Raw genomic sequence first — 26813 nt, forward strand, 5'->3', positions numbered from 1 at the left:
GGAGCGCGGCCATGAAAAAGGGCGCCGATCGCTCGGCGCCCCGTCGCATGCGTAAAGGCGAGGCTCAGGCCTGCTGCTGGATGGCCGAGAGCTTCCAGTCCTCGCCGGCGTCGCGCCGGAAGGTCCAGATCTCGGTGACCTCCTGCGGCTTCACCGGGTCGCCGCCCACCACCTTGCCGCTGGCGCGGTCGAAGAGGGCGTTCACGACCGAGAAGCGCATCGCCACGGTGGCGTAGTCCACCGGACCCTCGCGCCAGGCTTCCGCCAGGTCGCCCTGCAGCAGCTTCACGTCCTTAACGCGGTCGTGCTGGCCGTTGGCGCCGTTGCGCGAGAGCTCCTCGCCGAAATAGGCCGCCATCTCGGGCGTCGTGAACCGGCGCAGCGCGCCCTCGTTCTCGGCGTCCCATGCGGCGTTGACGTCGGCGAGCAGCTTCTCGAAGGCCGCATAGTCCTGCGGGCCGATCTCGAGAGGCTGGACGGCCGGCTGCGCCGGGGCGGCCGACGCGCCGCCAAGGCCCATGCCGGATCCATAGCCAGCGCCGCCAAGAGCGCCGCCGAGCCCGGATCGGGCGTTGGAGGCGGCTCCGGCCATCGCCGGGCCGTTCGGCGCGGCGGCGTTGCGCGAGCGGAACCAGCGCAGCGCCAGCATCACGAGTCCGCCGACGAGCGCGACCTGCAGCAAGAGGCCGAGGAACGACGCGACGCCGCCGAGGCCGCCGAAGAAGCCGTTGCCCATCAGCGCGCCGAGCAGGCCCGCGCCAAGCAGGCCGCCCATGAGGCCCATGCCGAAGCCGGGCCGGCCGAAGAAGCCGCCGCGCTGGCCGGCGGGCGCCTGGGCCACCGAGGACGGGGCTCCGGGCTGGGTGATCGTGCGCTCCATAGGGGCCGCGGTGCGCGGGGCGGTCGCGGTCGGCGGGGGCGCGGAGAACGTCTTCGTTCCCCGGCTGCCGAAGCTGCCGCCTTGACCGGGCCGCGCCTCGGCCGCGCCGAGGCCCAGCGCGAGCACGGCGGCGGCGGTGAGGAGAACGCGGCTGCGCCGCGACGTGATCATCGACATCATGGTCCTACCATCAGGGCCTGCGCGAGCCCCATGCCCGCGCCCGCATGATATGGGAGGAAGATTGCGGATTTGTAAGGGGTCGCTTCACGCGCTTGCGCTTCGACCGTCGCCCGACTATAAGCGCGCGCATTCCACACGCGGATTTATCGGCTCAGGCCGTTCCGGTGCCCGGGGGACAGCTCCCGGTTCACTTTCCGCGGAGGCTCAACCGGAGAAGTAGACCCCATGGCTCTGCCAGATTTTTCCATGCGCCAGCTCCTCGAGTCCGGCGCTCATTTCGGTCACCAGTCGCACCGCTGGAACCCGAAGATGCAGCAATACATCTTCGGCACCCGCAACAACATCCACGTGATCGATCTCGCCCAGACGGTGCCGATGCTGCACCGCGCGCTCCAGGCGGTCTCCGACACCGTGGCCCAGGGCGGCCGCGTGCTGTTTGTAGGCACCAAGCGCCAGGCCGCCGACTCGATCGCCGACGCGGCGAAGCGCTCGGCCCAGTACTACGTCAACTCCCGCTGGCTCGGCGGCATGCTGACGAACTGGAAGACCATCTCCGGCTCGATCCAGCGCCTGCGCAAGGTCGACGAGACGCTCGCCTCCGGCGCGTCGGGCCTGACCAAGAAGGAGCGCCTGATGCTGTCCCGCGAGAAGGACAAGCTCGAGCGCGCTCTCGGCGGGATCAAGGACATGGGCGGCGTGCCCGACCTGATCTTCGTCATCGACACCAACAAGGAGCAGCTGGCGATCCAGGAGGCCAAGCGCCTCGGCATCCCGGTGGCCGCCATCGTCGACACCAATAGCGATCCGGACGGCATCACCTATCCGGTGCCCGCCAACGATGACGCGGGCCGCGCCATTGCGCTCTATTGCGACCTCGTCTCGCGCGCCGCCATCGACGGCATCTCCCGCGGCCAGGGCGCGCTCGGCGTCGACGTGGGCGCGTTCGAGGCGCCGGTCGAGGAGGAGCTCGCTCCCGCCGACGCCGCCGCTCCGGCGGCCGGCGAGACCTTCGAGCTGCTCGCGGCTCCCCGCGGCGCCCCGGACGACCTGTCCAAGCTGACCGGCGTCGGCCCGCAGCTCGAGAAGAAGCTGAACGAGACCGGCCTGTTCCACTACTGGCAGTTCGCCGCCATGACCCCGGCCGACATCGCCCAGGTCGACTCCGCGGCCAAGCTGAACGGCCGCATCGAGCGCGACGGCTGGGTCGCCCAGGCCCGCGGCCTGCTCGAGAACGCCTGATCGGAATCTCCGGAGGGAGCGCCCGCATCGGGCGTCTCCTTCGGAGCCGGACGCAAGGTTGAGGGGGCGGGCCAGGGTCCGCCTGTCACGGGAGCGGCGAGCCGCCCCCGTGTTTTCACATGATCGATCGAAAGGTGAACCATGGCTACGATCACCGCCGCTCTGGTGAAGGATCTGCGCGAGAAGACCGGCGCGGGCATGATGGACTGCAAGGCCGCGCTCGAGGCCAATGCGGGCGACGTCGAGCAGGCGATCGACTGGCTGCGCAAGAAGGGCCTCGCCAAGGCCGCCAAGAAGTCCGGCCGCGTCGCCGCCGAGGGCCTCGTCGCCGTCGCGGTCCGCGACAACCGCGGCGTGGTCGTGGAGGTCAACTCCGAGACCGACTTCGTGGCGCGCAACGAGGAATTCCAGGCGCTCGCCCGCACCATCGCCGACGTCGCGCTGGAGAAGTCCGCCGACGTGGAGGCGCTCCTCGGCACGCACTACCCGGGCGGCGGAACCGTCCAGGACGCGGTCGCCAACGCAATCGCGACCATCGGCGAGAACATGACGCTGCGCCGCGCCGCGGAACTGCAGGTCCATAAGGGCGTGGTCGGCCAGTACATCCACAACCTCGTGGCTCCGGGCCTCGGCAAGATCGGCGTGATCGTCGCGCTGGAGTCGGAGGGCGACCCCATCGAGCTCGCCGCCCTCGGCCGCCAGATCGCGATGCACATCGCCGCCGCGAACCCGCAGGCGCTCGACGCGGCCGGCCTCGATCCCGCCGTCGTGGCGCGCGAGAAGGGCGTTCTCGCCGACAAGAACGCCGGCAAGCCGGCCCATGTGCTCGAGAAGATCGTCGAGAGCGGGCTGAAGAGCTACTACAAGGAGGTCTGCCTCGTGGACCAGGCCTTCGTGCACGATCCTTCCAAGACGGTCGCCCAGGCCGTCAAGGAGAGCGAAGGCCGGATCGGCGGCGCGATCGCCCTCAAGGGCTTCGTCCGCTACGCCCTCGGCGAGGGCGTGGAGAAGCAGGAGAGCGATTTCGCCGCTGAAGTCGCGGCCGCCGCGGGCGGCCAGGCCTGACGGTCTCTCCTTCGAACGGCGGCGCACGGCGCCGCCGTTTTTGCATGGCGGCCCTTTCGATCGCGGAGCGTGCGCATGACTGACGGCAAGCGGGTCCTGGTGAAGCTCTCGGGCGAGGCTTTGATCGCCGCTGACGGGTACTGGCTCAATCCGCAGACCCTCACCACGCTCGCAGCCGATCTGAAATCCGCCGTCGACGCCGGGTTCCGCATCGCCGTGGTGATCGGCGGAGGCAACGTCATCCGCGGCGCCAAGGTCGGGGCGGCGGGGTGGATCGACCGCGCCACGGCGGACTCCATGGGCATGCTCGCCACGGTCATGAACTCCATCGCGCTGGAAAGCGCGCTGGAGGCGGCCGGCGCCTCGGCCCGCACCATGTCGGCGGTGGCCATGCCGTCCGTCTGCGAGACGTTCGCCAGGCAGCCGGCGCTGCATCATCTCGCGAAGGGCAGGGTGGTGGTGCTGGGAGGCGGCACCGGCAACCCTTTCTTCACCACCGACACCGCCGCGGTGCTGCGCGCCATCGAGCTGAACTGCGACGCCGTGCTGAAAGCCACCCAGGTGGACGGGGTCTATTCGGCCGATCCGAAGACCCATCCGGACGCCACCCGCTACGACGTCCTCACCCATGATCAGGCGATCCAGCAGGACCTGAAGGTGATGGACACGGCGGCCTTCGCCCTCGCGCGTGAGAACCGGCTTCCGATCATCGTGGGCTCGGCGCACGGGCCGGGAGCCGTCACCGCCATCCTGACGGGCGCCGCGCCGGCGACCCGGGTGACGCCCTGACGGGGCGTCCCTTCCGTGACGCTTCTTGCGTCACCCCTTGAACCTGCCAGCGGGCGGGCGTAAGCCCATCGCGAACGGTGCAGCACGAATCCGGGTGTCACGATGAGTACTCAATTCGATCTCGGCGATCTGAAACGTCGCATGGCCGGCGCCGTTCAGGCGTTCGGGAAGGATCTCGCCAGCCTGCGGACGGGCCGGGCCTCCCCCAATCTGCTCGATCCCATCCAGGTCGACGCCTATGGCTCGCCGACTCCGATCAGCCAGGTCGCGACCATCAACGTGCCCGAGCCCCGCATGCTCACCGTGCAGGTCTGGGACCGCAGCCTCGTCGGCGCGGTGGAGAAGGCGATCCGGGACTCCAATCTCGGCCTCAACCCCGCCACCGAAGGCCAGACCATGCGCATCCGCATTCCGGAGCTGAACGAGCAGCGCCGTAAGGAGATGGTCAAGGTCGCGCATAAATACGCCGAGGAGGCCCGCGTGGCCGCCCGCCATGTCCGCCGCGACGGCCTGGACCTGCTCAAGAAGCTGGAGAAGGACGGGCACGTCAGCAAGGACGACCTCGACCGCCAGTCCGACCAGGTGCAGAAGGCGACGGACCAGACGATCGCCGAGATCGACGCGGCGCTGGCGTCGAAGGAAAAGGAGATCATGCAGGTCTAGGCGGCCGGCATGAGCATCAGCCCCATGGCGCCCAGCAGCAATCCGGGTCCTGAAGCGCTCGCCTCCCAGGCGGGCGGCGGCGCGCCGGCCCATGTGGCGATCATCATGGATGGGAACGGCCGCTGGGCGGCTTCGCGCGGGCTACCCCGGTTCGAAGGGCACCGCCGCGGCGTCGAGGCCCTGCGCCGCACGGTGCGCAGCGCCATCGACCTCGGGATCCGCTATCTCACGGTCTACAGCTTCTCGTCGGAGAACTGGCGCCGCCCGGCCCAGGAGGTCAGCGACCTCATGGGGCTCCTGAAGCGCTTCATCCGCAACGACCTCGCCGACCTCCACCGCAACCAGGTCCGCGTCAGGATCGCCGGCACGCGCGACGGGCTGTCGGAGGAGATCAAGGCGCTTTTGAGCGAGGCCGAGAGCCTGACGCGCGACAACGCCGGCCTGACGCTCGTGGTCGCGTTCAACTACGGCTCGCGCCAGGAGATCGCCGAGGCCGCCGCCGCCCTGGCGCGCGACGTCGCAGCCGGCGCGATCGACGCCTCCGCGATCACGCCCGAGGCGCTCTCCGCCCGGCTCTACACCCACGGCGTTCCGGACCCGGACCTCGTGATCCGGACCTCCGGCGAGGTGAGGCTCTCCAACTTCCTGCTGTGGCAGGCCGCTTATTCGGAGTTCGTCTTCACTCCGGTGCTCTGGCCCGATTTCGACCGTGCGGCGCTCGAAAGCGCCATCGCCGAGTTCCACGCGCGCGACCGCCGCTTCGGCGGCGTGTCCGTCAGGGTGGGAGCCAGCGCTTGAGCGACCCCGCGCCCGAAGCGGTCAAGCCGCCCAAAGGGCCGTCGGAACTCACGCTGCGCGTCCTCTCCGGCGTCGTCATGGCGGCCCTGGCGATCGGGACGGCGTGGATCGACGGCTGGAGCTTCGGCCTGTTCTGGACCGTGGCGGCGGTCCTGGTGCTGCGCGAATGGCTGTCGCTGATCGGCCTCGGCGGAACGCGGATGACGGTCTGCTGGACGGTCGGGGGACTGGCGATCGCCTTCGCCGGGACCATGGCGGAGGTCTCCGAGGCCCCGGAGCCGCGGGCCTGGGCGGCGGTCCTGGCAGGCGCGCTGCTCGTCGCCGCCCTGGCGCCCTCGCGCCGCGGCTGGGCCGCCGCTGGGGTCGTCTACGCAGCCGTGCTGGCCGTGGCGCCGATCGACCTCAGGGGCGACCCGTCCTTCGGCGTGGTGGCTATCTTCTGGATGTTCGCGGTGGTGTGGATCACCGACATCGCCGCCTATTTCGTCGGCCGCTCCGTCGGCGGTCCCAAGCTGTGCCCGCGCGTCAGCCCCAAGAAGACGTGGTCCGGCTTCATCGGCGGCGTCGCCGGCGGAACGCTCGCGGGCCTGGCGGTGGTGCATGTGGCGCGCAGCTCCTACGGCCTGGGCTGGACCTTCGGCGGCTTTGGCCTGGTGGCCCTGACCCTGGGCTCCGCCATCCTGTCCCAGGGCGGCGATCTCTTCGAATCCAGCATGAAGCGCCGGTTCGGCGCCAAGGACTCCAGCCATCTCATCCCCGGGCACGGGGGCGTGATGGACAGGCTCGACTCTTTCTGGGCGGTCAGCGTCGTGCTGGCCGTTCTTCTCTACGCCAGCCTGCCGGCCTGAAATGGCGACGCGGGTCAGCATCCTGGGGGCCACGGGGTCGATCGGTCGCTCGACCGCCGACATCCTGTGCTCCAACCGCGATCGATTCGAGGTCGAGGCGGTCGCGGGAGGCCGCGACGCGGCGGCCCTGGCCGAGATGGCGATCCGGCTCGGCGCCCGTTTCGCGGCGATCTCGGACGAGGCCGCGCTGCCCGCGTTGCGCGAGGCCCTGGCCGGGAGCGGCGTGGCCGCCGCGGCCGGCGAGGGGGCCGTGATGGAGGCCGCCCTGCGGCCGGCCGACATCGTCGTCGCCGCCATCGTCGGAGCGGCCGGCGTCAGGCCCACGCACGCCGCGGTTCAGGCCGGGCGCACGGTGGCGCTCGCCAACAAGGAATCGCTGGTCTGCGCCGGGTACGCATTCATGCGCGACGCGCGGGAGGCCGGCGCCACCCTCCTGCCCATGGATTCCGAGCACAACGCCATCTTCCAGGCGCTGGGACGGCATCGGCCGGACGAGATCGAGCAGATGATCGTGACCGCGTCGGGCGGCCCGTTCCGGACCTGGCCGGCCGAACGGATCGCCGTCGCCCGGCGCGAGGAGGCGCTCGCCCATCCCAACTGGTCCATGGGCGCCAAGATCACGATCGACTCAGCGTCTTTGATGAACAAGGGACTGGAACTTATTGAGGCGCATCATATTTTCGGCGTGGCGCCCGAGGCTCTCGGGGTCGTGGTCCATCCCCAGTCGATCGTGCACGGGCTGGTGTCGTTCAGCGACGGAGCCGTGGTGGCCGGGCTGGCCGTTCCGGACATGCGCGTCCCGATCGCGCATTGCCTCGGCTTTCCGGACCGGCTGGGGACGTCCGCGCGACGTCTCGACCTCGCCGCGATCGCGCGGCTCGACTTCGAGGAGCCGGACCTCGTCCGGTTCCCGGCCCTGAGGCTTGCGACCGAAGCGTTGCGGGCGGGGGCGGGGGCGCCGACGGTGCTGAACGCCGCCAACGAGATCGCCGTAGAGGCGTTCCTGTCGGGCGCCATCCGGTTCGGCGACATGGCGATCCTCACCGAGACGATCCTGCAGCGCTTCGGCGAGGCGCGCGAATCGGGCGTCACCGAAAGCGTCGAGGCCGCGCTGGCGTTGGACGCCGAGGTGCGCGCCGCTACCGCATCCGTGATGTCCACAGCCTGGAAATCGACGTATTAACCATCTATTCACCATTTGGCGACGCCGATCGCTGATCGGCATACATTCACGGTGATCCGCGTCGGGCCCATCGTTCGGGCGAAGACCATCTCGAGGTTATCCCATGAATCTGATTGAGGCGCTGACCGGATGGGCCGGGTCCCTGGGCGGCTATATCGTTCCGTTCCTTTTCGTCCTCGTCATCGTCATTTTCATTCATGAGTTCGGCCACTTCATCGTGGGCCGCTGGTGCGGCATCAAGGTCCAGGCCTTCTCGATCGGCTTCGGCCCCGAGCTTCTGGGATACACCGACGGCCGGGGCACGCGCTGGAAGCTGTGCGCCATCCCGCTGGGGGGATATGTCAAGTTCTTCGGCGATTCCGGCGCGGCGAGCACCCCGGACGGGTCCGCCCTGCGCCAGATGACGCCGGCCGAGAAGGCCGTGAGCTTCCATTACCAGCCGGTCTGGAAGCGCGCGGCCGTGGTCGCGGCCGGTCCGCTCGCCAACTTCATCCTGGCGATCGTGGTGTTCACGGTCATGAACCTCGCCTATGGGCGCCAGGTGCTGGTCCCGCGCATCTTCCAGGTGGTGGAAGGCAGCGCCGCGCAGCGCGCGGGCCTGGTCGACAACGATCTGGTCCTGTCCATCAACGGACGGCCGATCGACAGTTTCGGCGACATGCAGCGCCTCATCTCCACCTCGCCCGGCGCGACCCTGGCCATCGTGGTCGAGCGCGGCGGCAAGGAGCTGACCATTCGAGCCACGCCCGAGCTGAAGGAGATCACCACGCCCTTCGGCAAGCAGCGGCTCGGCATCCTGGGCGTCCAGGGTTCCCGCGATCCCGCGGACGTGAAGGTGCAGACGCTGGGCTTCGCGGCGTCCCTGGCCGGCGGCGTCAGCGAGACGTGGTTCATCGTGGACCGCACCGGCGCCTATATCGGCGGGCTGTTCGCCGGAACCGAGAGCACCGACCAGCTATCGGGGCCGATTCGCATCGCGCAGGTCTCGGGCCAGGTGGCGACGGCGGGCATCGTGGCTCTCCTCAACCTGGCGGCGATTCTCTCCGTGTCCATCGGCCTGATCAACCTGGTGCCCGTGCCACTGCTGGATGGCGGCCACCTGATGTTCTACGCCTTTGAGGCGGTCCGCGGCCGTCCGCTCAGCGAACGCACGCAGGAATTCGGCTTCAGGGTAGGCCTCGCCTTGGTGGTGATGCTGATGCTCTTCACCACCTTCAACGACGTGCTGCACCTCGTCGGCTCGCGGGGCTGACGGCCTCGGGACCTCCTCGCTTCACGCTCGAAACCGGCTCGGCCGCGCCCGCGAGGGCGCGGCCATTGCTCATTAACCATGTGCTAAGTGTCATCATCGCCACGCGAACCTGGATTCGGCGGCAAGGGCGCTTTCACCGTTTGCAGCGCCGCCGAAAGTTGGTAGATGCGACGGGTAGCTTCGGGAATTCCGGTCGGGCCCTGAGGGTTCGGACGGGAATGGTAAAAGAAATAAGGGCGGGTTACTCGATGGCTTTCGAGACTGGCGGATTGCGGCGCAGGTCGCGCGCGCTCCAGCAGACGGCGGTGAGCATCGCCCTGGTCGTCGCGATGGGGGCTCCGGCCTTCGCGCAGAGCGTCGTGGTTCAGGGCAACCGCCGCGTCGATGCGGAAACCATCCGGTCCTATGTGAATGGCCAGTCTCCGGACCAGGCCCGCCAGGACCTGATGCAGACCGGCCTCTTCTCCAGCGTGAACGTGTCCCGGCGCGGATCGCAGACGGTGGTCGCCGTTCGCGAGAACGAGGTCGTCAATCGCGTCGTCTTCGAAGGCAACAAGAAGCTCAAGAGCGACGCGCTCACCCAGGAAGTCCAGACCAAGGCCCGCGGGCCGTTCAGCCAGGCCACCGTCGATGCGGACGTGCAGCGCCTGAAGGAGATCTACAGCCGCGGCGGACGCAGCCTGGCCTCGGTGTCCTCGCGCATCGTCCCGCTCGACAATGGCCGCGTCGACGTCGTCTACACCATCAACGAGGGTGACAAGACCGGCGTGAAGGCGATCGAGTTCGTGGGCAACCGCGCCTATGGATCGGGCCGCCTGCGCGACCAGATGACCACGACGGAGAGCAACTTCCTCTCCTGGCTGAAGACCTCCGACGTCTACGACCCGGACAAGATCCAGTCCGACCTCGAACTCGTGCGCCGCTTCTATCTGAAGCATGGCTACGCCGATTTCCGCGTGGTCGGGACCGACGTGCAGTTCGACCAGGCCGCGGGCGGCTATCGCATCACCGTGACGGTGGACGAGGGCCAGCAGTACCGGGTCGGCGCCGTGGGCGTCGAATCCAAGATCGCCGACGTGGATCCCGAGCGCCTGCGCCGGCTGGTCCGCTCCTCGGCCGGCGACGTCTACAACGCCGAGGACGTCGAGAAGACGCTTCAGTCGATCACCACCGAGGTCGCGAGCCGCGGTTACGCCTTCTCGCAGGTTCGTCCGCGCGGCGACCGCGACCCGAACACGGGCACGATCAACCTCAGCTACGTCGTCGAGGAAGGTCCCCGCGTCTATATCGAGCGCATCAACATCCGCGGAAACACCCGCACGCGCGACTACGTGGTCCGCCGCGAGTTCGACGTGGGCGAGGGCGACGCCTACAACAAGGTGCTGATGGACAAGGCGGAACGCCGCCTGAACAATCTCGGCTACTTCAAGAAGGTCCGGATCTCGAACGAGCCCGGCTCCACTCCCGACCGCGTCATCGTGAACGTGGACGTCGAGGATCAGCCCACGGGCGCCTTCGCCATCTCGGGCGGCTATTCCACCTCGGACGGCTTCATCGCCGAGCTCTCGGTCACCGAGACGAACTTCCTGGGCCGCGGCCAGTATGTGAAGGCGTCGGTGTCGAACGGGCAGTACTCCAAGGGCGTGGAGTTCTCGTTCACCGAGCCTTACTTCCTGGATCGCCGCATGGCGGTCGGCTTCGATCTCTTCGCCAAGCAGAGCGACAACACCCGGTACTCCTACTACGAGAACCGCATGACGGGCGGCACCATCCGCCTCGGACTGCCGCTGACCGAAGAGACCAGCGTGCTGTTCCGGTATTCGCTCTACCAGCAGAAGATCAAGATCCCGAACACCTACAGCAAGCCGTTCAACGACTGCTTCTATCCGCTCCCCGGCCTAACCAACCCGGTCTACTCGCTGAACCCGCTCGATCCCGGCAACTGCCTGGCGAATGGCGAGGCGTCGCTGGCCTTGAAGGAGGCGGCCGGTTCGTACCTGACCTCGGCCGTTGGATACACGGTCAACTACAACACGCTGGACAACAACAAGAATCCGCGTTCGGGCTTCTACGGCGAGGTGAAGCAGGACTTCGCCGGCCTCGGCGGCGACTCGCGCTGGGTTCGCACCACCGGCGAGGCCCGCTACTATCGCGAGCTGTCCGACGACTTCGTCGGCCTGCTGAAGGTCCAGGGCGGCAACATCTTCGGCAAGGACCTGCGCATCACGGACCAGTTCTTCCTGGGCCCGAGCCTCGTGCGCGGCTTCGCTCCGTCGGGCATCGGCCCGCGCGACGCGTCGGATCCGAAGAACAACGCGCTGGGCGGCACCACCTATTTCGGCGGGTCCGCCGAGGTGCAGTTCCCGATCTTCGGCCTGCCGCGCGAGCTGGGCTTCAAGGGCGCGGTCTTCGCCGACGCCGGCACCCTGTTCGGCTACAAGGGCAAGACCAACTTCGCGGGCCTGATCCCGCCGACCGCGGTCGCGGGCTATCCGACCACGATCAACGTGATCGACGATCACCAGATCCGGTCGTCGGTGGGCGGCAGCTTGCTCTGGCAATCGCCGCTCGGCCCGATCCGCTTCGACTTGGCCTATCCGATCACGAAGGCCAAGGACGACAGAACCCAGATCTTCCGCTTCTCCGGCGGCACCAGCTTCTGATGGCGGACGGCTCCGGACCAGTGCGGTCCGGAGTCCGCCCGTCGGAGATGTGATGACAGACCCCGTCTTCTTTCGGCTCGCGACCGCGATCACGCTGACCGACATCGCGGCCTTGACCGGCGCGGTCCTTCCCGCCGATGCGGACGGCTCCTTGACGATCGAGACCGTCTCGCCGCTGGACAGCGCTTCGCCCGGCGACCTCGTCTTCCTCGACAATCCCCGCTATGTCGGCGACCTGGAGACGACGCGCGCGCGCGCCTGCCTCGTCGCCGCCAAATACGCCGCCAAGGTTCCGGCCGGCTGCGTCGCCCTGGTGACGCCGCAGCCCTACCGAGCCTGCGCGCTCGTCACGGCGAAGCTGTTTCCCGAGGCCATGCGTCCCGGATCGACCTTTGGCGGCCACGGAATCTCGCCCGGCGCCTTCGTCCACCCCGAGGCCCGCCTGGAGCCCGGCGTCACGGTGGACCCGGGCGCCGTGATCGGGCCCGGCGCCGAGATCGGGGCCGGAACGGTGATCGGCGCCAATGTGGTGATCGGTCCGCAGGTCCGTATCGGCCGCCAGGGCGCGGTGGGCCCGAACGCCTCCATCGTCTACGCCCTGATCGGCGACCGCGTGATCATCCACGCCGGCGTCCGGATCGGACAGGACGGCTTCGGCTTCGCCATGGGCCCGCAGGGGCACCTCAAGGTGCCGCAGATCGGGCGCGTGATCGTCCAGAACGATGTCGAGATCGGCGCCAACACGACCATCGATCGCGGGGCCAACCGCGACACCGTCGTGGGCGAGGGCACCAAGATCGATAACCTCGTGCAGATCGGCCACAACGTGGTGATCGGCCGCCACTGCGTGATCGTCGCGCAGGTCGGCATCTCCGGCAGCACGACGCTGGGGGACTTCGCCGTGCTGGGCGGCCAGGTCGGCGTCGTCGGTCACGTCCATATCGGCGCGGGAGCCCAGATCGCCGGCTCCAGCAGCATCGCCGAGAACGTGCCTGCGGGCGCGCGCTGGGGCGGCACGCCGGCGAGGCCGATCCGGCAGTGGTTCCGGGAGTTGACGGTCCTCAGCAATCTTGCGAAGCCGAAGGGCGGGGCCGTCGATCCGCCGGCTGAGCCCAGGGATTGATCCGCGGAGGCGACGAGCGTCGCCGCCGACCATGACGACGAGGCTTTGCCGATGACCGAGACGGAGACGACGACCCTGGGGTCCGCAGACATCATGCGTGTCATGGACCTGCTGCCGCATCGCTATCCGTTCCTCCTCGTCGACCGGATCGTCGAGATGAACGGCGACGAAAGCTGCATCGGCATCAAGAACGTCACGATCAACGAACCGCAATTCGCCGGTCACTTTCCGACCCGACCGGTGATGCCGGGCGTCATGCTGATCGAGGGCATGGCGCAGACGGCCGGCGCCCTGTGCGTCAGCGCCAAGCTGGGGACGTCACGGCCGAAGCTCGTCTACTTCATGACTATCGACAAGGTGAAGTTCCGCAAGCCCGTGGAGCCCGGCGACGTCGTCGAGTACCACATGTCCAAGCTGCGCCAGCGCGCCAACATGTGGTGGTATCGCGGCGAGGCCAAGGTGGCCGGCAAGGTGGTCTGCGAAGCCGAACTCAGCGCCATGCTGGTCACCGAGTGACCGCCATGGCCCACATCCATCCGACCGCCATCATCGAGCCCGGCGCGGAATTGGGCGCCGACGTCCGGATCGGCCCGTTCTGCATGGTCGGCTCGCAGGTGCGTCTGGGCGACGGCTCGGAGCTCATCAGCCATGTCGTCCTCGCCGGCCGCACCACCATCGGCCCGCGGGCGCGCATCTTCCCCTTCGCCTCCATCGGCCACCAGCCGCAGGACCTCAAATTTCACGGCGAGCCGTCCACGCTCGTGATCGGGTCCGACTGCATGATCCGCGAGAGCGTGACCATGAACCCCGGCACCGAGGGAGGCGGCTTGCAGACCGTCGTGGGCGACCGCTGCGTGTTCCTCACCGGCTCCCACGTGGCGCATGACTGCAAGGTCGGCGACAACGTCATTTTCTCCAACAATGTCATGCTGGCCGGCCACTGCACGGTGCAGGACTTCGCCATCATCGGCGGCGGCGCGGCCGTCCACCAATATTGCCGCATCGGCGCTCACGCCTTCATCGGCGGCCTGTCCGGCGTGGAGAACGACGTCATCCCCTACGGGATCGCGCTCGGAAACCGGGCGCATCTCGCGGGCCTGAACATCGTCGGGCTGAAACGCCGCGGCTTCTCGCGCGAGACGATCCACGACATCCGCAAGGCTTACCGCCTGCTCTTCGCCGACGAAGGCACCTTGCAGGAGCGGGTGGAGGACGTGGCCAACAGCTTCGAGGACCACGGGGTCGTGCACGAGATCCTCGATTTCATCCGCGCGGGCGGAAGCCGGTCCATCTGTACGCCGCGCGACGCCCACGAGGGCTGACCGTGGCCGAACAGCGCCGGCCCGTCGCGATCGTGGCCGGAGGCGGCGCCTTCCCGGCCGAGGTCGCCCGGGCGGCGCGGCAGGCGGGCAGGCCGGTCCGGGTGATCGGACTGCGGGGCTTTTCACCGAGATCCGTCGACGGAGAGCGCGTGCCGCTCGTCGACATGCTGGATCCGAGCCGGCTTCTCTCGCTGCTGAAGGAGATCGGGCCCGACTGCGTCGTGCTGGCCGGCTCCGTCACCCGGCCCGGGCCGTCCGCCATCGCCTCCGTCTACTCGGCCTTCCGCAACCGCGAGGAACTGGCGCGCGTGCTCTCCAGCGGGGACGACCGGCTCCTGCGCGGCGCCGTCGCCCTGGTGGAGGACGCGGGGTTCCGCGTCGTCGGCGCCCAGGAGATCGCCCCGTCGCTGCTGGCGCCGGAGGGCGTTCTCACGGCCGCCGTCCCGGAGAGCGGGCACCTTCGCGACATTGAGCTCGCCTTCGAGCTGTTGGCCGCGACGGGACGCTTCGACATCGGACAGGGCGTCGTGGTGAGCGGCGGCCGCGTCCTCGCGGTCGAAGGACCGGAGGGCACGGACGCGATGCTGGATCGCGTCGCCGGCCTGGTGCGGTCGAGGCGCGTGCGTCTCGACGGCCAGGGCGGCGTGCTCGTGAAGCGGCCGAAGCCGGAGCAGGATCTGCGGGTCGACATGCCGGCCATCGGGCCGCGCACCATCGCCCGGCTCAGCAAGGCCGCGCTGTCGGGCGTCGCCGTGGCGGCGGGCGGCGTCGTCATCGTGGATCGGGACAGCGTCGTCCGGGCCGCCGACAAGGCCGGGCTGTTCGTGGCGGGCCAACGGACATGAGCGACACGCCGCCCCTGAAAGTCGCCATGGTGGTCGGGGAGCACTCGGGCGACCAGCTCGGCTTCAAGGTCATGCGCGCCCTCAAGGAGCGGCTCGGCCCGGACGGGGTCGCCTTCTCCGGCGTCGGCGGCGAGGCGATGGAGGCGGAGGGCCTGCACAGCCTGTTCCCGCTGGCCGACATCGCCGTGATGGGCATCGTGCCGGTGATCGCCCGCCTGCCGACGATCGTCCGGCGCGTGCATGCGACGGTGGACGCGGTGCTGGCCGCGCGGCCTGACGTGCTGGTCATCATCGACAGTCCGGACTTCACGCATGCGGTGGCCAAGCGGGTCAGGCGCAAGGCTCCGGGGCTGCCGGTCGTCGACTATGTCAGCCCCAGCGTCTGGGCGTGGCGCCCCGGCCGGGCCCGCGCCATGCGGGCCTATGTGGACCACGTGCTGGCCCTGCTGCCCTTCGAGCCCGAGGCGCATCGGCGCCTGGGCGGACCGGACTGCACCTATGTCGGCCATCCGCTGATCGAGCGCCTGGACGAATTGCGGCCCACGCCTGCGGAGGCCGCCCGCAGGGCGCAGTCGCCCCCGATCCTGCTTGTTCTGCCGGGCAGCCGGCGCTCCGAGATCGCAAGGCTGCTGGAGCCTTTCGGGGAGGCCCTGGCCCTCCTGGCGCAGCGGGGTCTCGCCTTCGAGGCGGTCCTGCCGGCCGTCTCGCATCTGGCGGACTCCATCAGGGCGGCCGTCGCCGCCTGGCCGCTCCAGCCCCGGATCGTGCTGGGCGAACGAGCGAAATACGAGGCGTTCCGCACCGCGCGGGCCGCCCTGGCGGCCTCCGGGACCGTGACGCTGGAGCTCGCTCTGTCCGGCGTGCCGATGGTCGTGGCGTACCGGGTGTCCAGGCTCGAGGAGCAGTTGAAGCACCTCATCAAGGCGCCCTCGATCGTGCTGCCGAACCTCATCCTGGAAGACAACGCCGTCCCGGAGCTGCTGCAGCGCGATAGCGCTCCGGACCGGCTCGCCGAGGCGCTGGCGCCGCTGCTGGGCGAGACCGACGCCCGCAGGGCCCAGCAGGCGGCGTTCGGCCGGCTCGACGGGCTGATGACCCTTCCGGACGGCGACGCGCCGAGCCGCCGCGCCGCGCAGGTGATCCTCGACGTCGTCGCGGCGAGCCGGCGTTAGCCGGGCCGGCCGGCTTCGACGCGCTGGATCGCGAGCCTCACCGCTTCCGGGATGGGCTCGACGATCGGGACGGGCACGCGCTCGCGGATGGCGCGCGCCGCGGTCGCCAGCGGTCCGCCGCCGATGACGACTGAGCGCACGCTCCCATCCGCCGCCACCCGGCAGGCGAGCTCGAGCGCTTCGAGCAGCTGGTCCGGCCGGCTCATCAGCAGGGCGGGATCGCCCGGCGTCAGCACGGTCCCGGCGTAGCGCTCGGGCCAGGGTCCCGATGCGTTCATGAGGTCGATGGAAGCCATCAGGTCCGGCGTGGTCGTCACGATGGCGTAACGGCCGAGCGCCGACGCGGCCAGCATGGCGGCCTCGCCGATCCCGACCACGGGCGTGGGCGCCAGGGCCGCCTGCAGCGCGGCGCGACCCGGGTCGCCGAAGGCCGCGACGAGCACGGCGTCCGGCCGCAGGGCCGCGATGGCGTCCCGCATGGAGGCCACCACGGCGGCGGCGGCTGCGAGGTCCCGCTCGGTCGTGATGAGGTTCGGGCCGCGGGGCGCCGTGAGCGCGACGATCTCGACGCCGTCCCCGGCCGCCTCGACGGCGACCGCCGCCATGGCCGCGGTCGTCGCCGCGCTGGCGTTCGGATTGACCAGGACGATCCGCAGCGTCTTCGGCCTCACACGAGCTCGCCCGACCGGATGCAGGCGGCCGCATGTCCGGCGGCGACGGCGGCCAGGGGAGGGACCGCCGCCCGGCAGTCCGGCGACGCCAGAGCGCAGCGCGGCGCGAAGGCGCAGCCGGGCGGCAGCGCCGACAGGTCCGGCGGCGAGCCGGGGATGGTGTCGAGCCGGTCGCCCTTGGCCGCCCGCTCCACCCGGGACGCAAGCAGCCCGCGCGTATAGGGGTGGCGCGGCGCGCGCATGACGTCCCTGACCGAGCCGCTCTCGACGACGCGGCCCGCATACATCACCGAGATGCTGTCGGCGATCTCCACCGCGACCCCGATATCGTGCGTGACGAAGATGATGCTGAGGCCGAGCTCGCGCTGCAGCTCGCGCAGGAGAAGCAGGATCTGAATCTGGACCGTGGCGTCGAGCGCCGTCGTGGGCTCGTCGGCCAGGAGGACGCTGGGCCGGCACGCCAAAGCGAGGGCGATCATGGCGCGCTGGCGCATGCCGCCGGACATCTCGTGCGGATAGGCGTCGAGGCGCCTGTCCGGGGAGGGGATCCGCACGCGCTCGAACAGCGACAGCGCGCGCGCCCGCGCGTCCGCCGTCGAGATCGCCTCGTGCCGGCGGATCGCCTCGATGATCTGCTGGCCCACCGTGTAGACGGGATCCAGCGCCAGCATGGGCTCCTGGAAGATCATCGAGACCGTCCCGCCGCGAAAGTCGGCGAGATCGTCGCGAGACAGGGCCAGCACGTCCCGGCCCGCGACCCGGATCGCGCCGGTGACCCGCGTCCGCTTCGGGGCGTGCAGCCGCAACAGCGACCGGAGCGTCACGCTCTTGCCCGAGCCCGATTCGCCCAGCAGCGCCATGACCTGGCCCTGCGGCAGGGCCAGCGAAACGCCGTCCACGGCCCGGACGTCGCCGCGCCCGCTCTGGAAGGTGACGGTGAGGTTTTCGATCTCGACGGCGTGGCTCATGCGGCCGCCTCCGCCAGGGAGGGCGCACGGCTATGGCCCGAACCGGGGAGCGCCATCAGGCAGGCGGCGGCCTGGGAGCCTGCGATCGCCGCGAGGGGCGGCTGCGTCGAAGAGCAGACGGGCTCGGCGAAGCCGCAGCGCGTGTGGAAGCGGCAGCCGCTGGGCGGGTCGATCGGGTTGGGCGGATCGCCGGAGAGCGGCGCCTCCAGCGTGCGGGCGTCCGGGTCCATCTTGGGCATGGAAGCGAGCAGCGCCGCCGTGTAGGGGTGCGCGGGCGCGCTGAACACCGCGTCGCCGGACCCGATTTCGGCCACCTTGCCCAGATACATCACCATGACGCGGTCGACCATGAAGCGCACGACGTTGAGGTCGTGCGAGATGAAGACGTAGGTCAAGCCGAACTCGGCCTTCAGGTCCTGCAGCAGGTTGAGCACCTGCGCCTCGACGGACTTGTCGAGCGCCGACACAGCCTCGTCCAGGATCACGAGCCGCGGCTCCAGGGCGAGCGCCCGGGCGATGTTCACGCGCTGCCGCTGGCCGCCGGAGAGTTCATGAGGATAGCGACCGGCGAAGCGGACCGGCTCGAGGCCGACCCGCGCCAGCAGGTCGTGCGCGCGCCGCCGGGCCGCATCCTCCGGCACGCCGTGCACGCGCGGGCCGAAGGAGACCGAGTCCTCGTTGGTCAGGCGCGGGTTGAGCGAGGCGTAACTGTCCTGGAACACCATCTGGACCTGCCGGCGATAGGCCGTCAGGTCGAGATCCGCGCCCACCTTCTCGCCATCGAAGATCATCTCGCCCCGATCGGGGCGGATCAGCTGCATCAGCAACCGCGCCGTGGTCGACTTTCCACAGCCGCTCTCGCCGACGACGCCGAGCGTCTCGCCCTTCTGGATGTCGAAGCTGACGTCGTCCACGGCGCGGACCAGCGCGCCGCGCCCGAACAGCCCCTTTCCCTTCACCGGGAAGTGCTTCACCAGCCCGCTGACCGAGAGCAGCGGCTGGGCGGGCCCGCCGCGGTCGCGGCCGTCAGCGCCGTCGACAGGCATGCTCATGATTTCACGTCCATGGCGGAGCGCAGGCCGTCCGAGACCATGTTGAAGGCGATCGAGGTGATGAAGATCATGCCGCCCGGCAGCGCCGCGACGAGCGGCTGGTTGTAGATGGCCGTCCGCAGGGTGTTCAGCATCAGTCCCCATTCGGGCTCCGGCGGCCGGACGCCGAGTCCCAGGAAGGAGAGGCCCGAGGCCAGGATCATGGACACGGAGACGAGGCTCGTGGCGTAGACGAAGATGGGGCCGAGCACGTTGCCGAGGACGTGCACGCGGATGATCGTCCACGCATGGGCGCCCGACGCCCTGGCCGCATCGATGTAGTCCAGCGAGCGGACCTGCGTGGTGACGCTCTCCGCCACGCGCGCGATGGGCGGCACGAAGACCAGCGTCAGCGACACCAGCGCGTTGGTGAGGCCGGCGCCCAGCGCCCCGGACAGGGCGACGGCGAGGAGCACCGACGGAAAGGCGTAGAACACGTCGACGGTGCGCATGATCAGCGTGTTCGTCAGCCCGCCCGCGAAGCCGGCCACGATGCCGAGAAGGGATCCGATCACGAAGGCGACCGGCACGGGCGTCACGCCCATCAGCAGCGACAGGCGCCCGCCATAGATGAGGCGCGACAGCATGTCCCGGCCGAGTTCGTCGGCGCCGAGCGGATAGCCCGGCGTGCCGATCGGCTTGAGCCGGCGCAGCATGGAGCCCTTGGAGGGGTCCGCCGGCGCCAGATACGGGGCGAAGACCGCGATCAGCACCACCGCCACGATCACGGCCAGCGCCACCATGGCGACCGGATCGCGCGACAGGCGGCGCAGGACGCCGCTCCAATATCCGGGAGAGCGGATGACGGCGTCCGCCGCCGTAGGGGAAGGGACCGCGGCGAGGCTCATGCTCATGATCGTTGCACCCGGGGGTCGATGGCGGTCTGCAGGATGTCCACGGCCAGGTTGAGCATCACGAAGAAGAGGGCCAGGACCAGGATGGTGCCCTGCAGGAGAGGCAGGTCGCGCTGGAAGATGGCGGCGTTCAGGAGGAAGCCGGTGCCCGGCCAGGAGAACACCGTCTCGATCAGGATGGAGCCGCCCAGCAGATAGCCGAGCTGGAGGCCCATGACGGCGAAGGCCGTCGGCGCCGCGTTCTTCATCACGTGCCGGAACACGCCGCGTTCGGTCAGGCCCTTGGCGGTGAGCGCCTGGACGAATTCCTGGTTCAGGATCTCGCCCACCAGCGCCTTGACCGTCCGGGCGATGATCCCCATCGGGATCACCGACATGGTGACGGCCGGGAGCACCAGGAACCGCAGATACTCCCAATCGAAGGAGCGGCTGGCGGATCCCCCGGGGCCGCCGCCCGTCGCCGGGAACCATCCCAGCTGCACGGAGAAGATGATCACCAGCACCATGCCGAGCCAGTAATGCGGAACGCTGACGCCCAGCACGGAGACCAGCGATGCGACCCGGTCGATCCAGCCGCCGCGGAAATAGCCGGCGACGACGCCCAGCAGCGTTCCGAACACGAAGCCGATGCAGGTCGCGGCGGCGGCGAGCGCCAGGGAGTTCTTCACCGCATTGAGGACTTCGCTCGCCACCGGCCGGCCGGTCGCGATGGAGGAGCCGAGATCTCCCAGGACGACGCGGGAGATCCACAGGCCGTACTGGACGGGCAGGGGCTTGTCGAAGCCGTAAAGGGTGCGCATCTGCGCCTGCAGCTCGGCCGTGGCGTCGACCGGCAACACGGCCGTCAGCGGGTCGCCGGGCGTGATGTGGACCAGGAGGAAGCACACCAGGCTCACGCCCAGCGCCACCGGGATGACGTAGATCACGCGCTTGATCGCATAAAGCAGCATCGGTTGCCTCGGGGGACGCCAGGGCGGCCCCGGCGCCGAACCCACAGTGTGCGGAGACGGGCGCCGGGTCTTGCGAGAGGCTCGGCTACTTGGCCATCGTGATCGGCGAGAAGTCCTGGAACCAGTTCTGGGCCTGCACGAAGCCTTGCACCTTCTTGCTCATGGCGCGCGGGTTCACGTCATGCGTGACCATGAGGAAGAGCGCGTCGTCGACGTATTTTTCGTGGATCTTCTGCAGGATCGCGGTCTGCTCCTTCGGGTCGAAGCTGTTGCGGACCTGGTCGAAGAGCTTGTCCATCTCCGGGTCGCAGTAGTAGCCCCAATTGGTCCCGGTCGGCGGCGCCAGATTGCACTGCAGGTGGCGGATGAGCCCGGTGAAGGGGTCCTGGATGAAGTAGGTGTAGTTCATCCCGGTCGCGCCGCGGGCGCTCTCGTGCTTGGCGCCGGCGCGCCAGATATTGATGAGCGTGTTCCACTCGACGACTTCGAAGTCGATCTTGATGCCGATCTCGGCCAGGTTCTGCTGCACGAACTCGTTCATCGGCAGCGGCTGCATCTGGCCGGATCCGGAGGCCGAGATGAGGATCTTGGTCTTCAGCGGCTTGTCGGGGCCGTAGCCGGCCTCGGCCATCAGCTTCTTGGCGGCGGCCACGTCGTGGCTGAGCTTGAAGCTCGGCTTGCCGAACCACTGGTGGCCGGGCGGGAAGAAGCCTTCGGCCGGGATCATGAGGCCGCTCAGCAACTCCTTCAGGCCCTCGCGGTCGATGGCCAGATTGGCCGCCTTGCGCACGCGGACGTCGTTCCAGGGCGAACCTTCGACGCGCGACAGGTGCCAGGTCCAGTTATGCGGATAGGCGTTCGTCACGATGGTGAAGCTCGCCTGCTTCAGCGACGGCACGGCGTCCGGCGGGGGCGCCTCGATCCAGTCCACCTGGCCCGACCGAAGCGCGGCGACGCGGGCGTTCGCTTCCGGCAGCGGCAGCAGGACCATCCTGTCGAGCTTGGGCACGCGCGCCTTGTCCCAGTACTCCGCGTTGGGAACCATCTCGACCCGCTCGCGCGGCACGAAGGCGACGATCTTCCAAGGGCCGGTGCCGGACGGCGCCTTCGCGACCGCGTCCCAGCTCTTGCCCTGCTTCTCCCAGTTGGCGGGAGACGACATCATGATCCAGGCCAGCTGGTAGGGCAGGGTGGCGTCGGGCGTCTTCGTCGTGATTTCGAGCGTCAGCGGGTCGATCGCCTTGTAGGAGGCCACGGCCGGAATGCGCGACCGGCCCTGCGCCGACTGGCGCGGATCAAATTGCGGCGCCTCTTTTGTAAGCAGCTTGTCCAGGTTCCACACGACGGCGTCGGCCGTGAACGCGGAGCCGTCGTGGAATTTCACGCCGTCGCGCAGCTTGAAGACCCACTTGGTCTTGTCGGCGGGGTCGACCGCCCATGAGGTCGCCAGGCCGGGCACGAGGTCGGACGCCTTGGTGGCGCTGCTAAGGTCCCAGTTGACCAGCGCGTCATAGGCCGTGAACCCGAGGAAGCGCTGTCCCTCGCCGCCATTGTCGGTCTGGCCGGTGGTGAGCGGGATGTCGGAGGCGGTCATGCCGATCCGCAGCGTGCCCTGCGCCAGGGCGGGACCCGAAACGCCGAGGAACAGGCCCAATGCCGTGATGCGTCCGGCCAGCTTCAATCGTGTCATGGGTCGCGGTCTCCAACCATCTGAGACCGCGCAATTCGCAAGATCCGGGCCAGAGCTCTGGGAGCCGGGCGGGGCGGCGCGCGAAGCGTCGCCTCCGGCAGGCGCCTTCAAAACAGGCGTCCTGACCGGGGGAACGCTTCAAACGCCGTCACGCGGAAGGATCGATCAGCCCTTGGCGGCCGTGACCACGATCTCGATGAGCGCGCCGCCGCCGAGGTCGGCGACGCCCACCGTCGCGCGCACGGGCAGGTTCTCGGGCGCCAGCCAGGCGGTCCAGGCGGCGTCCATCTCCTTCTTCTTCGTCAGATCCGTGACGAAGATCGTGGCGGCGACGAGCTTGGTCTTGTCCGTCCCGGCTTCGGCGAGATAGCCGTCGATCTTCGCCAGAATCTGCTCGGTCTGGCCGGCCATGGAGGCGGTCGTGTCGTCGGCGATCGTGCCGCCGACGAAGACGAGGCCGTTGGCCTGCACGACCCGGTGCATGATGGGCGTGCGGATGGAACGGGCGATGGTCATGGATGGCGTCCTTTCTGGGGGGGAGAGTCAGGCCTGGAAGCGCTGGATGCGCAGGCCGTCGATCGGAACCTTGGTCGAGCCGGTGGCGACCAGCTCGGCCATGACGGCTCCCGCGCCGGGCCCGAGCTGGAACCCATGCGCCGAGAAGCCGAACTGGTGGAAGAGGCCGTCATGCCTGGCGCTCGGGCCGAACACCGGGAGATCGTCGCTCATGCGCGCCTCGATGCCGGCCCAGGCCCGCACGATCACGGCCGAGCGCATGATGGGGAACAGCTCCCAGACGGTCCTGGCGCTTTGCGCCAGCTTCGTCCAGTCGAGCTCCGTGCGGTTCTCGTCGGGGAACGCCCGCCCGAGATGCCCGCCGCCGATCAGCACCGTGCCGTTGGCGAACTGCTTGAAGGACAGCTTGCGGCCTCGCAGGATGACGACGGGCCGGATGAAGGGCTCGACCCGTCCGGTGATCATCAGCATCGGGGCGATCGCCTCGACCGGCACGGGCTCGCCGAGGCTTTCGGCGAGGCGGCCGGCCCAGGCGCCCGCCGCGTTGACCACCTTCGGGGCGAGGACGGCGCCGTCCGAGGTCTCGACGATCCATCGCGGGCCGTCCGCCCTCACGCTTGTCACCCGGACGCCTTCGCGCAGGTCCACGCCGAGCGACACAGCCTTGCGTTTGAACGCCTGGGTGGCGCGGAACGGGATGGCCGCGCCGTCCTGGCGGGACACCACGCCGCCCGGGCAGCTCTCGGAGATCGCGGGAGCCAGCCGGCGCAGCTCGCCGCCGTCAATCATCTCCTCATGCGTGAAGCCGCGCAGCCTGAGGTCTTCGACCCGCTTGCGGAAGACGGCGAGCTCCTCCTCGGTCTCGGCGACCAGCACTTGCCCGTCGCTGACGAAGCCGCAGTCGTCGTCCACGAGGTCCGCCACGCGACGCCAGATCGCCATCGAGTGCAGGGAAAGTGGGATCTCGGCCACGTGCCGGGCCAGCTGGCGGACCCCGCCGGCGTTGACGCCCGAGGCGTGGCGGCCGGCGTGATCCTTCTCCAGGAGCACGACCTTCATGCCGCGCAGCGCACAGTGCAGCGCGGTGGAGCACCCGTGGATGCCCGCGCCGACGATGACGACGTCGGCGGTGGTCCGGCTCACCGGCAGACCGCCTTCACGGCGGCGTCGGACTTGGGCAGATTGGCGAGCTCGCCCAGCGTCACCGGCTTCACGGGCGGCCGCAGGCGGTAGTAGCCGACCTCCGCCGGCGATGCGCCGCGCTCCTGCGCGATGATCTCCGTCACCGTCGGCCCGCACAGGCGGCCCTGGCAGGGCCCCATGCCGCAGCGCAGGAAGGACTTCATCTGGTTGGGGCCCTGAACGCCCAGCGTGCGCGTCGCCTCGCGCAGCTGGCCGGCCGTGACCTCCTCGCACCGGCACACGATCGTGTCGGCGTCCTTGGGCGCGAGGAACGCCGCCGCGGGCCGGTAGAGGACGTCCAGGAAGCGTCGGCCGCGCATCGCCTTCGCGAGCGCCGCCCGCACCGGCGCAGCGCGCCGGTCCCGCTCGCCCTGGTCGATGCGGCCGATCCGGCGCGCGGCCTCATAGGCCGCGATCTCGCCGCGCAGGGCGGCGCTCTCGGCCCCGCCGACGCCCGCTCCGTCGCCGGCGATCGACACGCCCGGCACGCTGGCCCCGAACCAGTCGTCCAGCTTCGGCGTCCAGCAATGCTGCTGCGCGTCCCAGGCCTGCTCGCAGCCGACGGCGCTCGTCATATTGACGTTGGGGATCACGCCCTGGTGCAGCAGCAGCACGTCGCAGGGGATAATCTCGCGGGCGCCGCCGCGCTCGGCGACGACCTGCCGGACGCGGCCTTCGCCCTCGGCGCGCAGGCCAGTGACGCCGCCGAGGAACCGCAGCCTGCGGCGGGCCGTCAGCATCAGCTTGAGGCCCTTCGCCAGATAAGGCGACAGGAGGAAGTCCGGCAGCGCGCCGGCCGCGGCCAAAATGTTGGCCCGCTCGGTCGTGTCCAGCACGGCCACGATGTCGGCCCCGGCGGCCTGCAACTGCGACGCGAGCAGGTAGAGCAGGGGGCCGCAGCCCGCCAGCACGACCCGGCCGTCCGGGACGATGCCGGAGGTCTTGCGCGCGATCTGCGCCGCGCCGGCCGTCATGACGCCAGGAAGGGTCCAGCCCGGGATCGGCATCGGGCGCTCCAGCGCGCCGGTCGCCAGGATCACGTTGCGCGCATCCACGAGGCGCGCCTGGCCTCCGGCCGAGACGCCGATCTCGAAGCCCTCGCCGGAGGGGAGATCCGTCCTGCCGACGGTCCAGACGGTGGCCCCGGGGGCGTAGTCCGCCGCGCTGCGCTCGAACCGGTCGACCACGTCCCGGCCGCGCCAGTAGTCATCGCCCAGCACCTCGCGGCGTTGCACGGGCGTGGTGGTGACTCCGCGATAGATCTGGCCGCCGGGGGCCGGGTTCTCGTCGGCCAGTAGGGCCGAAAGGCCGAGATCGCTGGCCGAGGCGGCGGCGGCGAGGCCGGCCGGGCCCGCGCCGACCACGACGAGGTCGTAATGGTCCTGGAGAGCGGAGACGTCGCCGATGCGGTTCATGCGCCGATCTCCGCGCCGCGGGCCTCGTCGGGCGCCTCGGCCTGGCGGGGTCCCCGCTGGGTCTCGATGTTCATTCCGTCGGCGAGCGGGACGAGGCAGCCCTGCCGGTTGCCGACCCCGTCGATGACGACAAGGCACTCGAAGCAGACGCCCATCATGCAATAGGGGCCGCGGGGCGCCCCGGACACGGGGGTCTGGCGGTTCACCGCCACGCCGTTGCACAGCAGCGCCGCCGCGACCGTGTCGCCGGCGCGCGCCGTCATCGGCGCGCCGTCGAAGGTGAAACGCAAGGGAGCGCCCGCGGGCGCGCCGGAATCACGCATGGGCCGGAACATGGAATCTCCGTGCGGTGAAGGGCCTGACGGCCTCGGGCAAGGCTCCGGCCAGAATGGCCGGCGCCAGCGTCAGGACGTGGTTGGCGGCGAGCGTGACGCCCGAATGGCAGGTGGTGACGAAGGCGCCGGGATGGGCCGTCGACTGTTCGTAGATCGGGAAACCGTCCGGGCTCATGACGCGTAGCGCCGACCATGTCCGCACGACGTTGAGGCCCGCCAGGCGTGGGAACATCCGGACGGCGCGCTCGGCCATGAGGGACACGACCGGCTGGGTCACGACGGTGTCGAATCCGAGGTCTTCCTGGCTGTCGCCGATCATGACGCCGCCCTCGTCCGTCTGGCGGACGGTGACCATCGGATGGTGCAGGAAGGGCGCGGTCTTCTCGGTGACGATCACCTGCCCCTTGCTGGGCCTCACCGGCGCATGCAGCCCCACCATGGGGGCCAGCCGGGCGTTGTCGAGGCCGGCGGCCAGCACGATCCTGGGCGCCTGGACCTCGCCCCAGGGCCCGGCGACGCGAAAGCCGCCCGCCACGGCCGTGATGCGGTCGACCGGGCGGCCGGGCCTGTAGTCCACGCCGCGCCGTTGCATGGCCTCGTGAAGGGCGCGAAACAGCCGCAGCGAGTTCACGTGGCCGTCGACAGGGCTGTAGATGGAGCCCGCCACATCCTTGCCGATGTCGGGCAGCCGGCGCTTCGTCTCGGCGTGGTCGAGCACCTCGTAGCCGTATTCGACCATGTTGATCTGGTTGTGCAGCCGCGTCATGCCGTCGACCCGCTGCTGCAGCTCCGCCTCCGAGAGGCACAGCGTGAAGCCGCCCGGCTGGCTGTGGGCCACGTCGATCCCGGTCTCCTCCTGCAGGATCCGGGCGAGGTCACGCCAGCCATCCGCCGAGCGCTTCGACCAGGCGGCGTATTCGGGCATGCCCATGCCCTTGGACTGCACCCACACGAGCGCGAAATTGCCCCGCGACGCCCGGAAGGCGACGTCTCCTTCGTCCAGGACGCAGACCCGCGCGCCGGCGCGCGCCAGACCGAACGCCATGGCCCCGCCGACGAGGCCGCCGCCGACGACGACGACGTCGGGCTCAGGCTTAGATGTGCTTGCTTGCGACACGG

26 protein-coding genes are annotated in these 26813 nt (G+C 69.8%); 14 read left to right on the forward strand and 12 right to left on the reverse strand.

All coding sequences use genetic code 11. The features are described 5' to 3' along the window. Nucleotides 1–64: 64 nt before the first annotated feature. On the reverse strand, nt 65–1060 hold the full coding sequence (locus ACYVO7_RS16820; RefSeq protein WP_460450957.1) for a Tim44 domain-containing protein: 996 nt from the start codon (nt 1058–1060) through the stop codon (nt 65–67). A 225-nt stretch (nt 1061–1285) separates the two neighbouring features. Here ACYVO7_RS16820 and ACYVO7_RS16825 point away from each other — a divergent pair, with 225 nt between their 5' ends. The 14 genes from ACYVO7_RS16825 to lpxB all read left to right on the forward strand — a co-directional run bounded on the left by ACYVO7_RS16825 (nt 1286) and on the right by lpxB (nt 16022). After that, nucleotides 1286–2299, forward strand: coding sequence for a 30S ribosomal protein S2 (locus ACYVO7_RS16825; RefSeq protein WP_460450958.1), 1014 nt, complete (start codon nt 1286–1288; stop codon nt 2297–2299). Between the two features lie 141 nt (nt 2300–2440). Continuing rightward, a complete protein-coding gene (gene tsf, locus ACYVO7_RS16830) occupies nt 2441–3364 on the forward strand; it encodes a translation elongation factor Ts (RefSeq protein ID WP_460450959.1) in 924 nt (307 codons plus the stop codon). 75 nt (nt 3365–3439) lie between these two features. After that, nucleotides 3440–4153, forward strand: a complete 714-nt coding sequence (gene pyrH, locus ACYVO7_RS16835) for a UMP kinase (RefSeq protein ID WP_460450960.1) — start codon at nt 3440–3442, stop codon at nt 4151–4153. A gap of 102 nt (nt 4154–4255) precedes the next feature. Continuing rightward, nucleotides 4256–4816 carry a ribosome recycling factor gene (frr, locus tag ACYVO7_RS16840; RefSeq protein WP_460450961.1) on the forward strand — a complete coding sequence of 187 codons (561 nt, stop codon included), beginning with the start codon at nt 4256–4258 and terminating at the stop codon, nt 4814–4816. A 24-nt stretch (nt 4817–4840) separates the two neighbouring features. Beyond that, nucleotides 4841–5614, forward strand: a complete 774-nt coding sequence (locus ACYVO7_RS16845) for an isoprenyl transferase (RefSeq protein ID WP_460451060.1) — start codon at nt 4841–4843, stop codon at nt 5612–5614. Next, the gene (locus tag ACYVO7_RS16850) at nt 5611–6462 is read left to right on the forward strand and encodes a phosphatidate cytidylyltransferase (protein ID WP_460450962.1); all 852 of its coding nucleotides are present in this window, start codon (nt 5611–5613) and stop codon (nt 6460–6462) included. The genes ACYVO7_RS16845 and ACYVO7_RS16850 overlap by 4 nt, the downstream gene beginning before the upstream one ends. Nucleotide 6463: 1 nt before the next feature. Next, nucleotides 6464–7645, forward strand: coding sequence for a 1-deoxy-D-xylulose-5-phosphate reductoisomerase (dxr, locus tag ACYVO7_RS16855; RefSeq protein WP_460450963.1), 1182 nt, complete (start codon nt 6464–6466; stop codon nt 7643–7645). Between the two features lie 103 nt (nt 7646–7748). Continuing rightward, the gene (rseP, locus tag ACYVO7_RS16860) at nt 7749–8897 is read left to right on the forward strand and encodes an RIP metalloprotease RseP (protein ID WP_460450964.1); all 1149 of its coding nucleotides are present in this window, start codon (nt 7749–7751) and stop codon (nt 8895–8897) included. 248 nt (nt 8898–9145) lie between these two features. Continuing rightward, nucleotides 9146–11560 carry an outer membrane protein assembly factor BamA gene (gene bamA / locus ACYVO7_RS16865; RefSeq protein ID WP_460450965.1) on the forward strand — a complete coding sequence of 805 codons (2415 nt, stop codon included), beginning with the start codon at nt 9146–9148 and terminating at the stop codon, nt 11558–11560. A gap of 52 nt (nt 11561–11612) precedes the next feature. Further along, nucleotides 11613–12683, forward strand: a complete 1071-nt coding sequence (lpxD, locus tag ACYVO7_RS16870; protein WP_460450966.1) for a UDP-3-O-(3-hydroxymyristoyl)glucosamine N-acyltransferase — start codon at nt 11613–11615, stop codon at nt 12681–12683. A gap of 51 nt (nt 12684–12734) precedes the next feature. Then, nucleotides 12735–13199 carry a 3-hydroxyacyl-ACP dehydratase FabZ gene (gene fabZ / locus ACYVO7_RS16875; protein WP_460450967.1) on the forward strand — a complete coding sequence of 155 codons (465 nt, stop codon included), beginning with the start codon at nt 12735–12737 and terminating at the stop codon, nt 13197–13199. After that, the gene (gene lpxA, locus ACYVO7_RS16880) at nt 13196–14005 is read left to right on the forward strand and encodes an acyl-ACP--UDP-N-acetylglucosamine O-acyltransferase (protein WP_460450968.1); all 810 of its coding nucleotides are present in this window, start codon (nt 13196–13198) and stop codon (nt 14003–14005) included. The genes fabZ and lpxA overlap by 4 nt, the downstream gene beginning before the upstream one ends. 2 nt (nt 14006–14007) lie before the next feature. Next, nucleotides 14008–14850: an LpxI family protein gene (locus tag ACYVO7_RS16885; protein WP_460450969.1), complete on the forward strand. Its 843-nt coding sequence runs from the start codon at nt 14008–14010 to the stop codon at nt 14848–14850. After that, complete coding sequence (gene lpxB / locus ACYVO7_RS16890) at nt 14847–16022, forward strand: lipid-A-disaccharide synthase (protein ID WP_460450970.1); 1176 nt, start codon at nt 14847–14849, stop codon at nt 16020–16022. Before ACYVO7_RS16885 ends, lpxB begins: the two co-directional genes overlap by 4 nt. Here lpxB and ACYVO7_RS16895 read toward each other — a convergent pair. The 11 genes from ACYVO7_RS16895 to ACYVO7_RS16945 all read right to left on the reverse strand — a co-directional run bounded on the left by ACYVO7_RS16895 (nt 16019) and on the right by ACYVO7_RS16945 (nt 26811). Continuing rightward, nucleotides 16019–16693, reverse strand: a complete 675-nt coding sequence (locus ACYVO7_RS16895) for an aspartate/glutamate racemase family protein (protein ID WP_460450971.1) — start codon at nt 16691–16693, stop codon at nt 16019–16021. The genes lpxB and ACYVO7_RS16895 overlap by 4 nt on opposite strands. Further along, entirely contained in the window at nt 16690–17661 is a 972-nt protein-coding gene (locus tag ACYVO7_RS16900) for an ABC transporter ATP-binding protein (protein ID WP_460450972.1), read from the reverse strand. Before ACYVO7_RS16900 ends, ACYVO7_RS16895 begins: the two co-directional genes overlap by 4 nt. Next, the gene (locus ACYVO7_RS16905; RefSeq protein ID WP_460450973.1) at nt 17658–18713 is read right to left on the reverse strand and encodes an ABC transporter ATP-binding protein; all 1056 of its coding nucleotides are present in this window, start codon (nt 18711–18713) and stop codon (nt 17658–17660) included. The genes ACYVO7_RS16900 and ACYVO7_RS16905 overlap by 4 nt, the downstream gene beginning before the upstream one ends. After that, on the reverse strand, nt 18710–19600 hold the full coding sequence (locus tag ACYVO7_RS16910; protein WP_460450974.1) for an ABC transporter permease: 891 nt from the start codon (nt 19598–19600) through the stop codon (nt 18710–18712). The genes ACYVO7_RS16905 and ACYVO7_RS16910 overlap by 4 nt, the downstream gene beginning before the upstream one ends. A gap of 2 nt (nt 19601–19602) precedes the next feature. After that, the gene (locus tag ACYVO7_RS16915) at nt 19603–20556 is read right to left on the reverse strand and encodes an ABC transporter permease (RefSeq protein WP_460450975.1); all 954 of its coding nucleotides are present in this window, start codon (nt 20554–20556) and stop codon (nt 19603–19605) included. A gap of 85 nt (nt 20557–20641) precedes the next feature. After that, nucleotides 20642–22246 carry an ABC transporter substrate-binding protein gene (locus ACYVO7_RS16920; protein WP_460450976.1) on the reverse strand — a complete coding sequence of 535 codons (1605 nt, stop codon included), beginning with the start codon at nt 22244–22246 and terminating at the stop codon, nt 20642–20644. Nucleotides 22247–22411: 165 nt separating this feature from the next. Then, nucleotides 22412–22762: a RidA family protein gene (locus ACYVO7_RS16925; protein ID WP_460450977.1), complete on the reverse strand. Its 351-nt coding sequence runs from the start codon at nt 22760–22762 to the stop codon at nt 22412–22414. 27 nt (nt 22763–22789) lie between these two features. Further along, complete coding sequence (locus tag ACYVO7_RS16930) at nt 22790–23905, reverse strand: NAD(P)/FAD-dependent oxidoreductase (protein ID WP_460450978.1); 1116 nt, start codon at nt 23903–23905, stop codon at nt 22790–22792. Then, nucleotides 23902–25359 carry an FAD/NAD(P)-dependent oxidoreductase gene (locus ACYVO7_RS16935; RefSeq protein WP_460450979.1) on the reverse strand — a complete coding sequence of 486 codons (1458 nt, stop codon included), beginning with the start codon at nt 25357–25359 and terminating at the stop codon, nt 23902–23904. The genes ACYVO7_RS16930 and ACYVO7_RS16935 overlap by 4 nt, the downstream gene beginning before the upstream one ends. After that, a complete protein-coding gene (locus ACYVO7_RS16940; RefSeq protein ID WP_460450980.1) occupies nt 25356–25694 on the reverse strand; it encodes a (2Fe-2S)-binding protein in 339 nt (112 codons plus the stop codon). The genes ACYVO7_RS16935 and ACYVO7_RS16940 overlap by 4 nt, the downstream gene beginning before the upstream one ends. Continuing rightward, nucleotides 25675–26811 (reverse strand): NAD(P)/FAD-dependent oxidoreductase, encoded by a 1137-nt coding sequence (locus tag ACYVO7_RS16945; protein ID WP_460450981.1) that lies wholly within the window; start codon nt 26809–26811, stop codon nt 25675–25677. Before ACYVO7_RS16945 ends, ACYVO7_RS16940 begins: the two co-directional genes overlap by 20 nt. Between the last annotated feature and the right edge of the window lie 2 nt (nt 26812–26813).

Source organism: Alsobacter sp. SYSU BS001988 (assembly GCF_054796215.1).

Coding starts and splice junctions, on each gene's coding strand:
- ACYVO7_RS16820 (WP_460450957.1), bottom strand. CDS start 1,060: ATGATGTCGATGATCACGTCGCGGCGCAGCCGCGTTCTCCTCACCGCC.
- ACYVO7_RS16825 (WP_460450958.1), top strand. CDS start 1,286: ATGGCTCTGCCAGATTTTTCCATGCGCCAGCTCCTCGAGTCCGGCGCT.
- tsf (WP_460450959.1), top strand. CDS start 2,441: ATGGCTACGATCACCGCCGCTCTGGTGAAGGATCTGCGCGAGAAGACC.
- pyrH (WP_460450960.1), top strand. CDS start 3,440: ATGACTGACGGCAAGCGGGTCCTGGTGAAGCTCTCGGGCGAGGCTTTG.
- frr (WP_460450961.1), top strand. CDS start 4,256: ATGAGTACTCAATTCGATCTCGGCGATCTGAAACGTCGCATGGCCGGC.
- ACYVO7_RS16845 (WP_460451060.1), top strand. CDS start 4,841: ATGGCGCCCAGCAGCAATCCGGGTCCTGAAGCGCTCGCCTCCCAGGCG.
- dxr (WP_460450963.1), top strand. CDS start 6,464: ATGGCGACGCGGGTCAGCATCCTGGGGGCCACGGGGTCGATCGGTCGC.
- rseP (WP_460450964.1), top strand. CDS start 7,749: ATGAATCTGATTGAGGCGCTGACCGGATGGGCCGGGTCCCTGGGCGGC.
- bamA (WP_460450965.1), top strand. CDS start 9,146: ATGGCTTTCGAGACTGGCGGATTGCGGCGCAGGTCGCGCGCGCTCCAG.
- lpxD (WP_460450966.1), top strand. CDS start 11,613: ATGACAGACCCCGTCTTCTTTCGGCTCGCGACCGCGATCACGCTGACC.
- fabZ (WP_460450967.1), top strand. CDS start 12,735: ATGACCGAGACGGAGACGACGACCCTGGGGTCCGCAGACATCATGCGT.
- lpxB (WP_460450970.1), top strand. CDS start 14,847: ATGAGCGACACGCCGCCCCTGAAAGTCGCCATGGTGGTCGGGGAGCAC.
- ACYVO7_RS16900 (WP_460450972.1), bottom strand. CDS start 17,661: ATGAGCCACGCCGTCGAGATCGAAAACCTCACCGTCACCTTCCAGAGC.
- ACYVO7_RS16905 (WP_460450973.1), bottom strand. CDS start 18,713: ATGAGCATGCCTGTCGACGGCGCTGACGGCCGCGACCGCGGCGGGCCC.
- ACYVO7_RS16910 (WP_460450974.1), bottom strand. CDS start 19,600: ATGAGCCTCGCCGCGGTCCCTTCCCCTACGGCGGCGGACGCCGTCATC.
- ACYVO7_RS16915 (WP_460450975.1), bottom strand. CDS start 20,556: ATGCTGCTTTATGCGATCAAGCGCGTGATCTACGTCATCCCGGTGGCG.
- ACYVO7_RS16920 (WP_460450976.1), bottom strand. CDS start 22,246: ATGACACGATTGAAGCTGGCCGGACGCATCACGGCATTGGGCCTGTTC.
- ACYVO7_RS16925 (WP_460450977.1), bottom strand. CDS start 22,762: ATGACCATCGCCCGTTCCATCCGCACGCCCATCATGCACCGGGTCGTG.
- ACYVO7_RS16935 (WP_460450979.1), bottom strand. CDS start 25,359: ATGAACCGCATCGGCGACGTCTCCGCTCTCCAGGACCATTACGACCTC.
- ACYVO7_RS16940 (WP_460450980.1), bottom strand. CDS start 25,694: ATGTTCCGGCCCATGCGTGATTCCGGCGCGCCCGCGGGCGCTCCCTTG.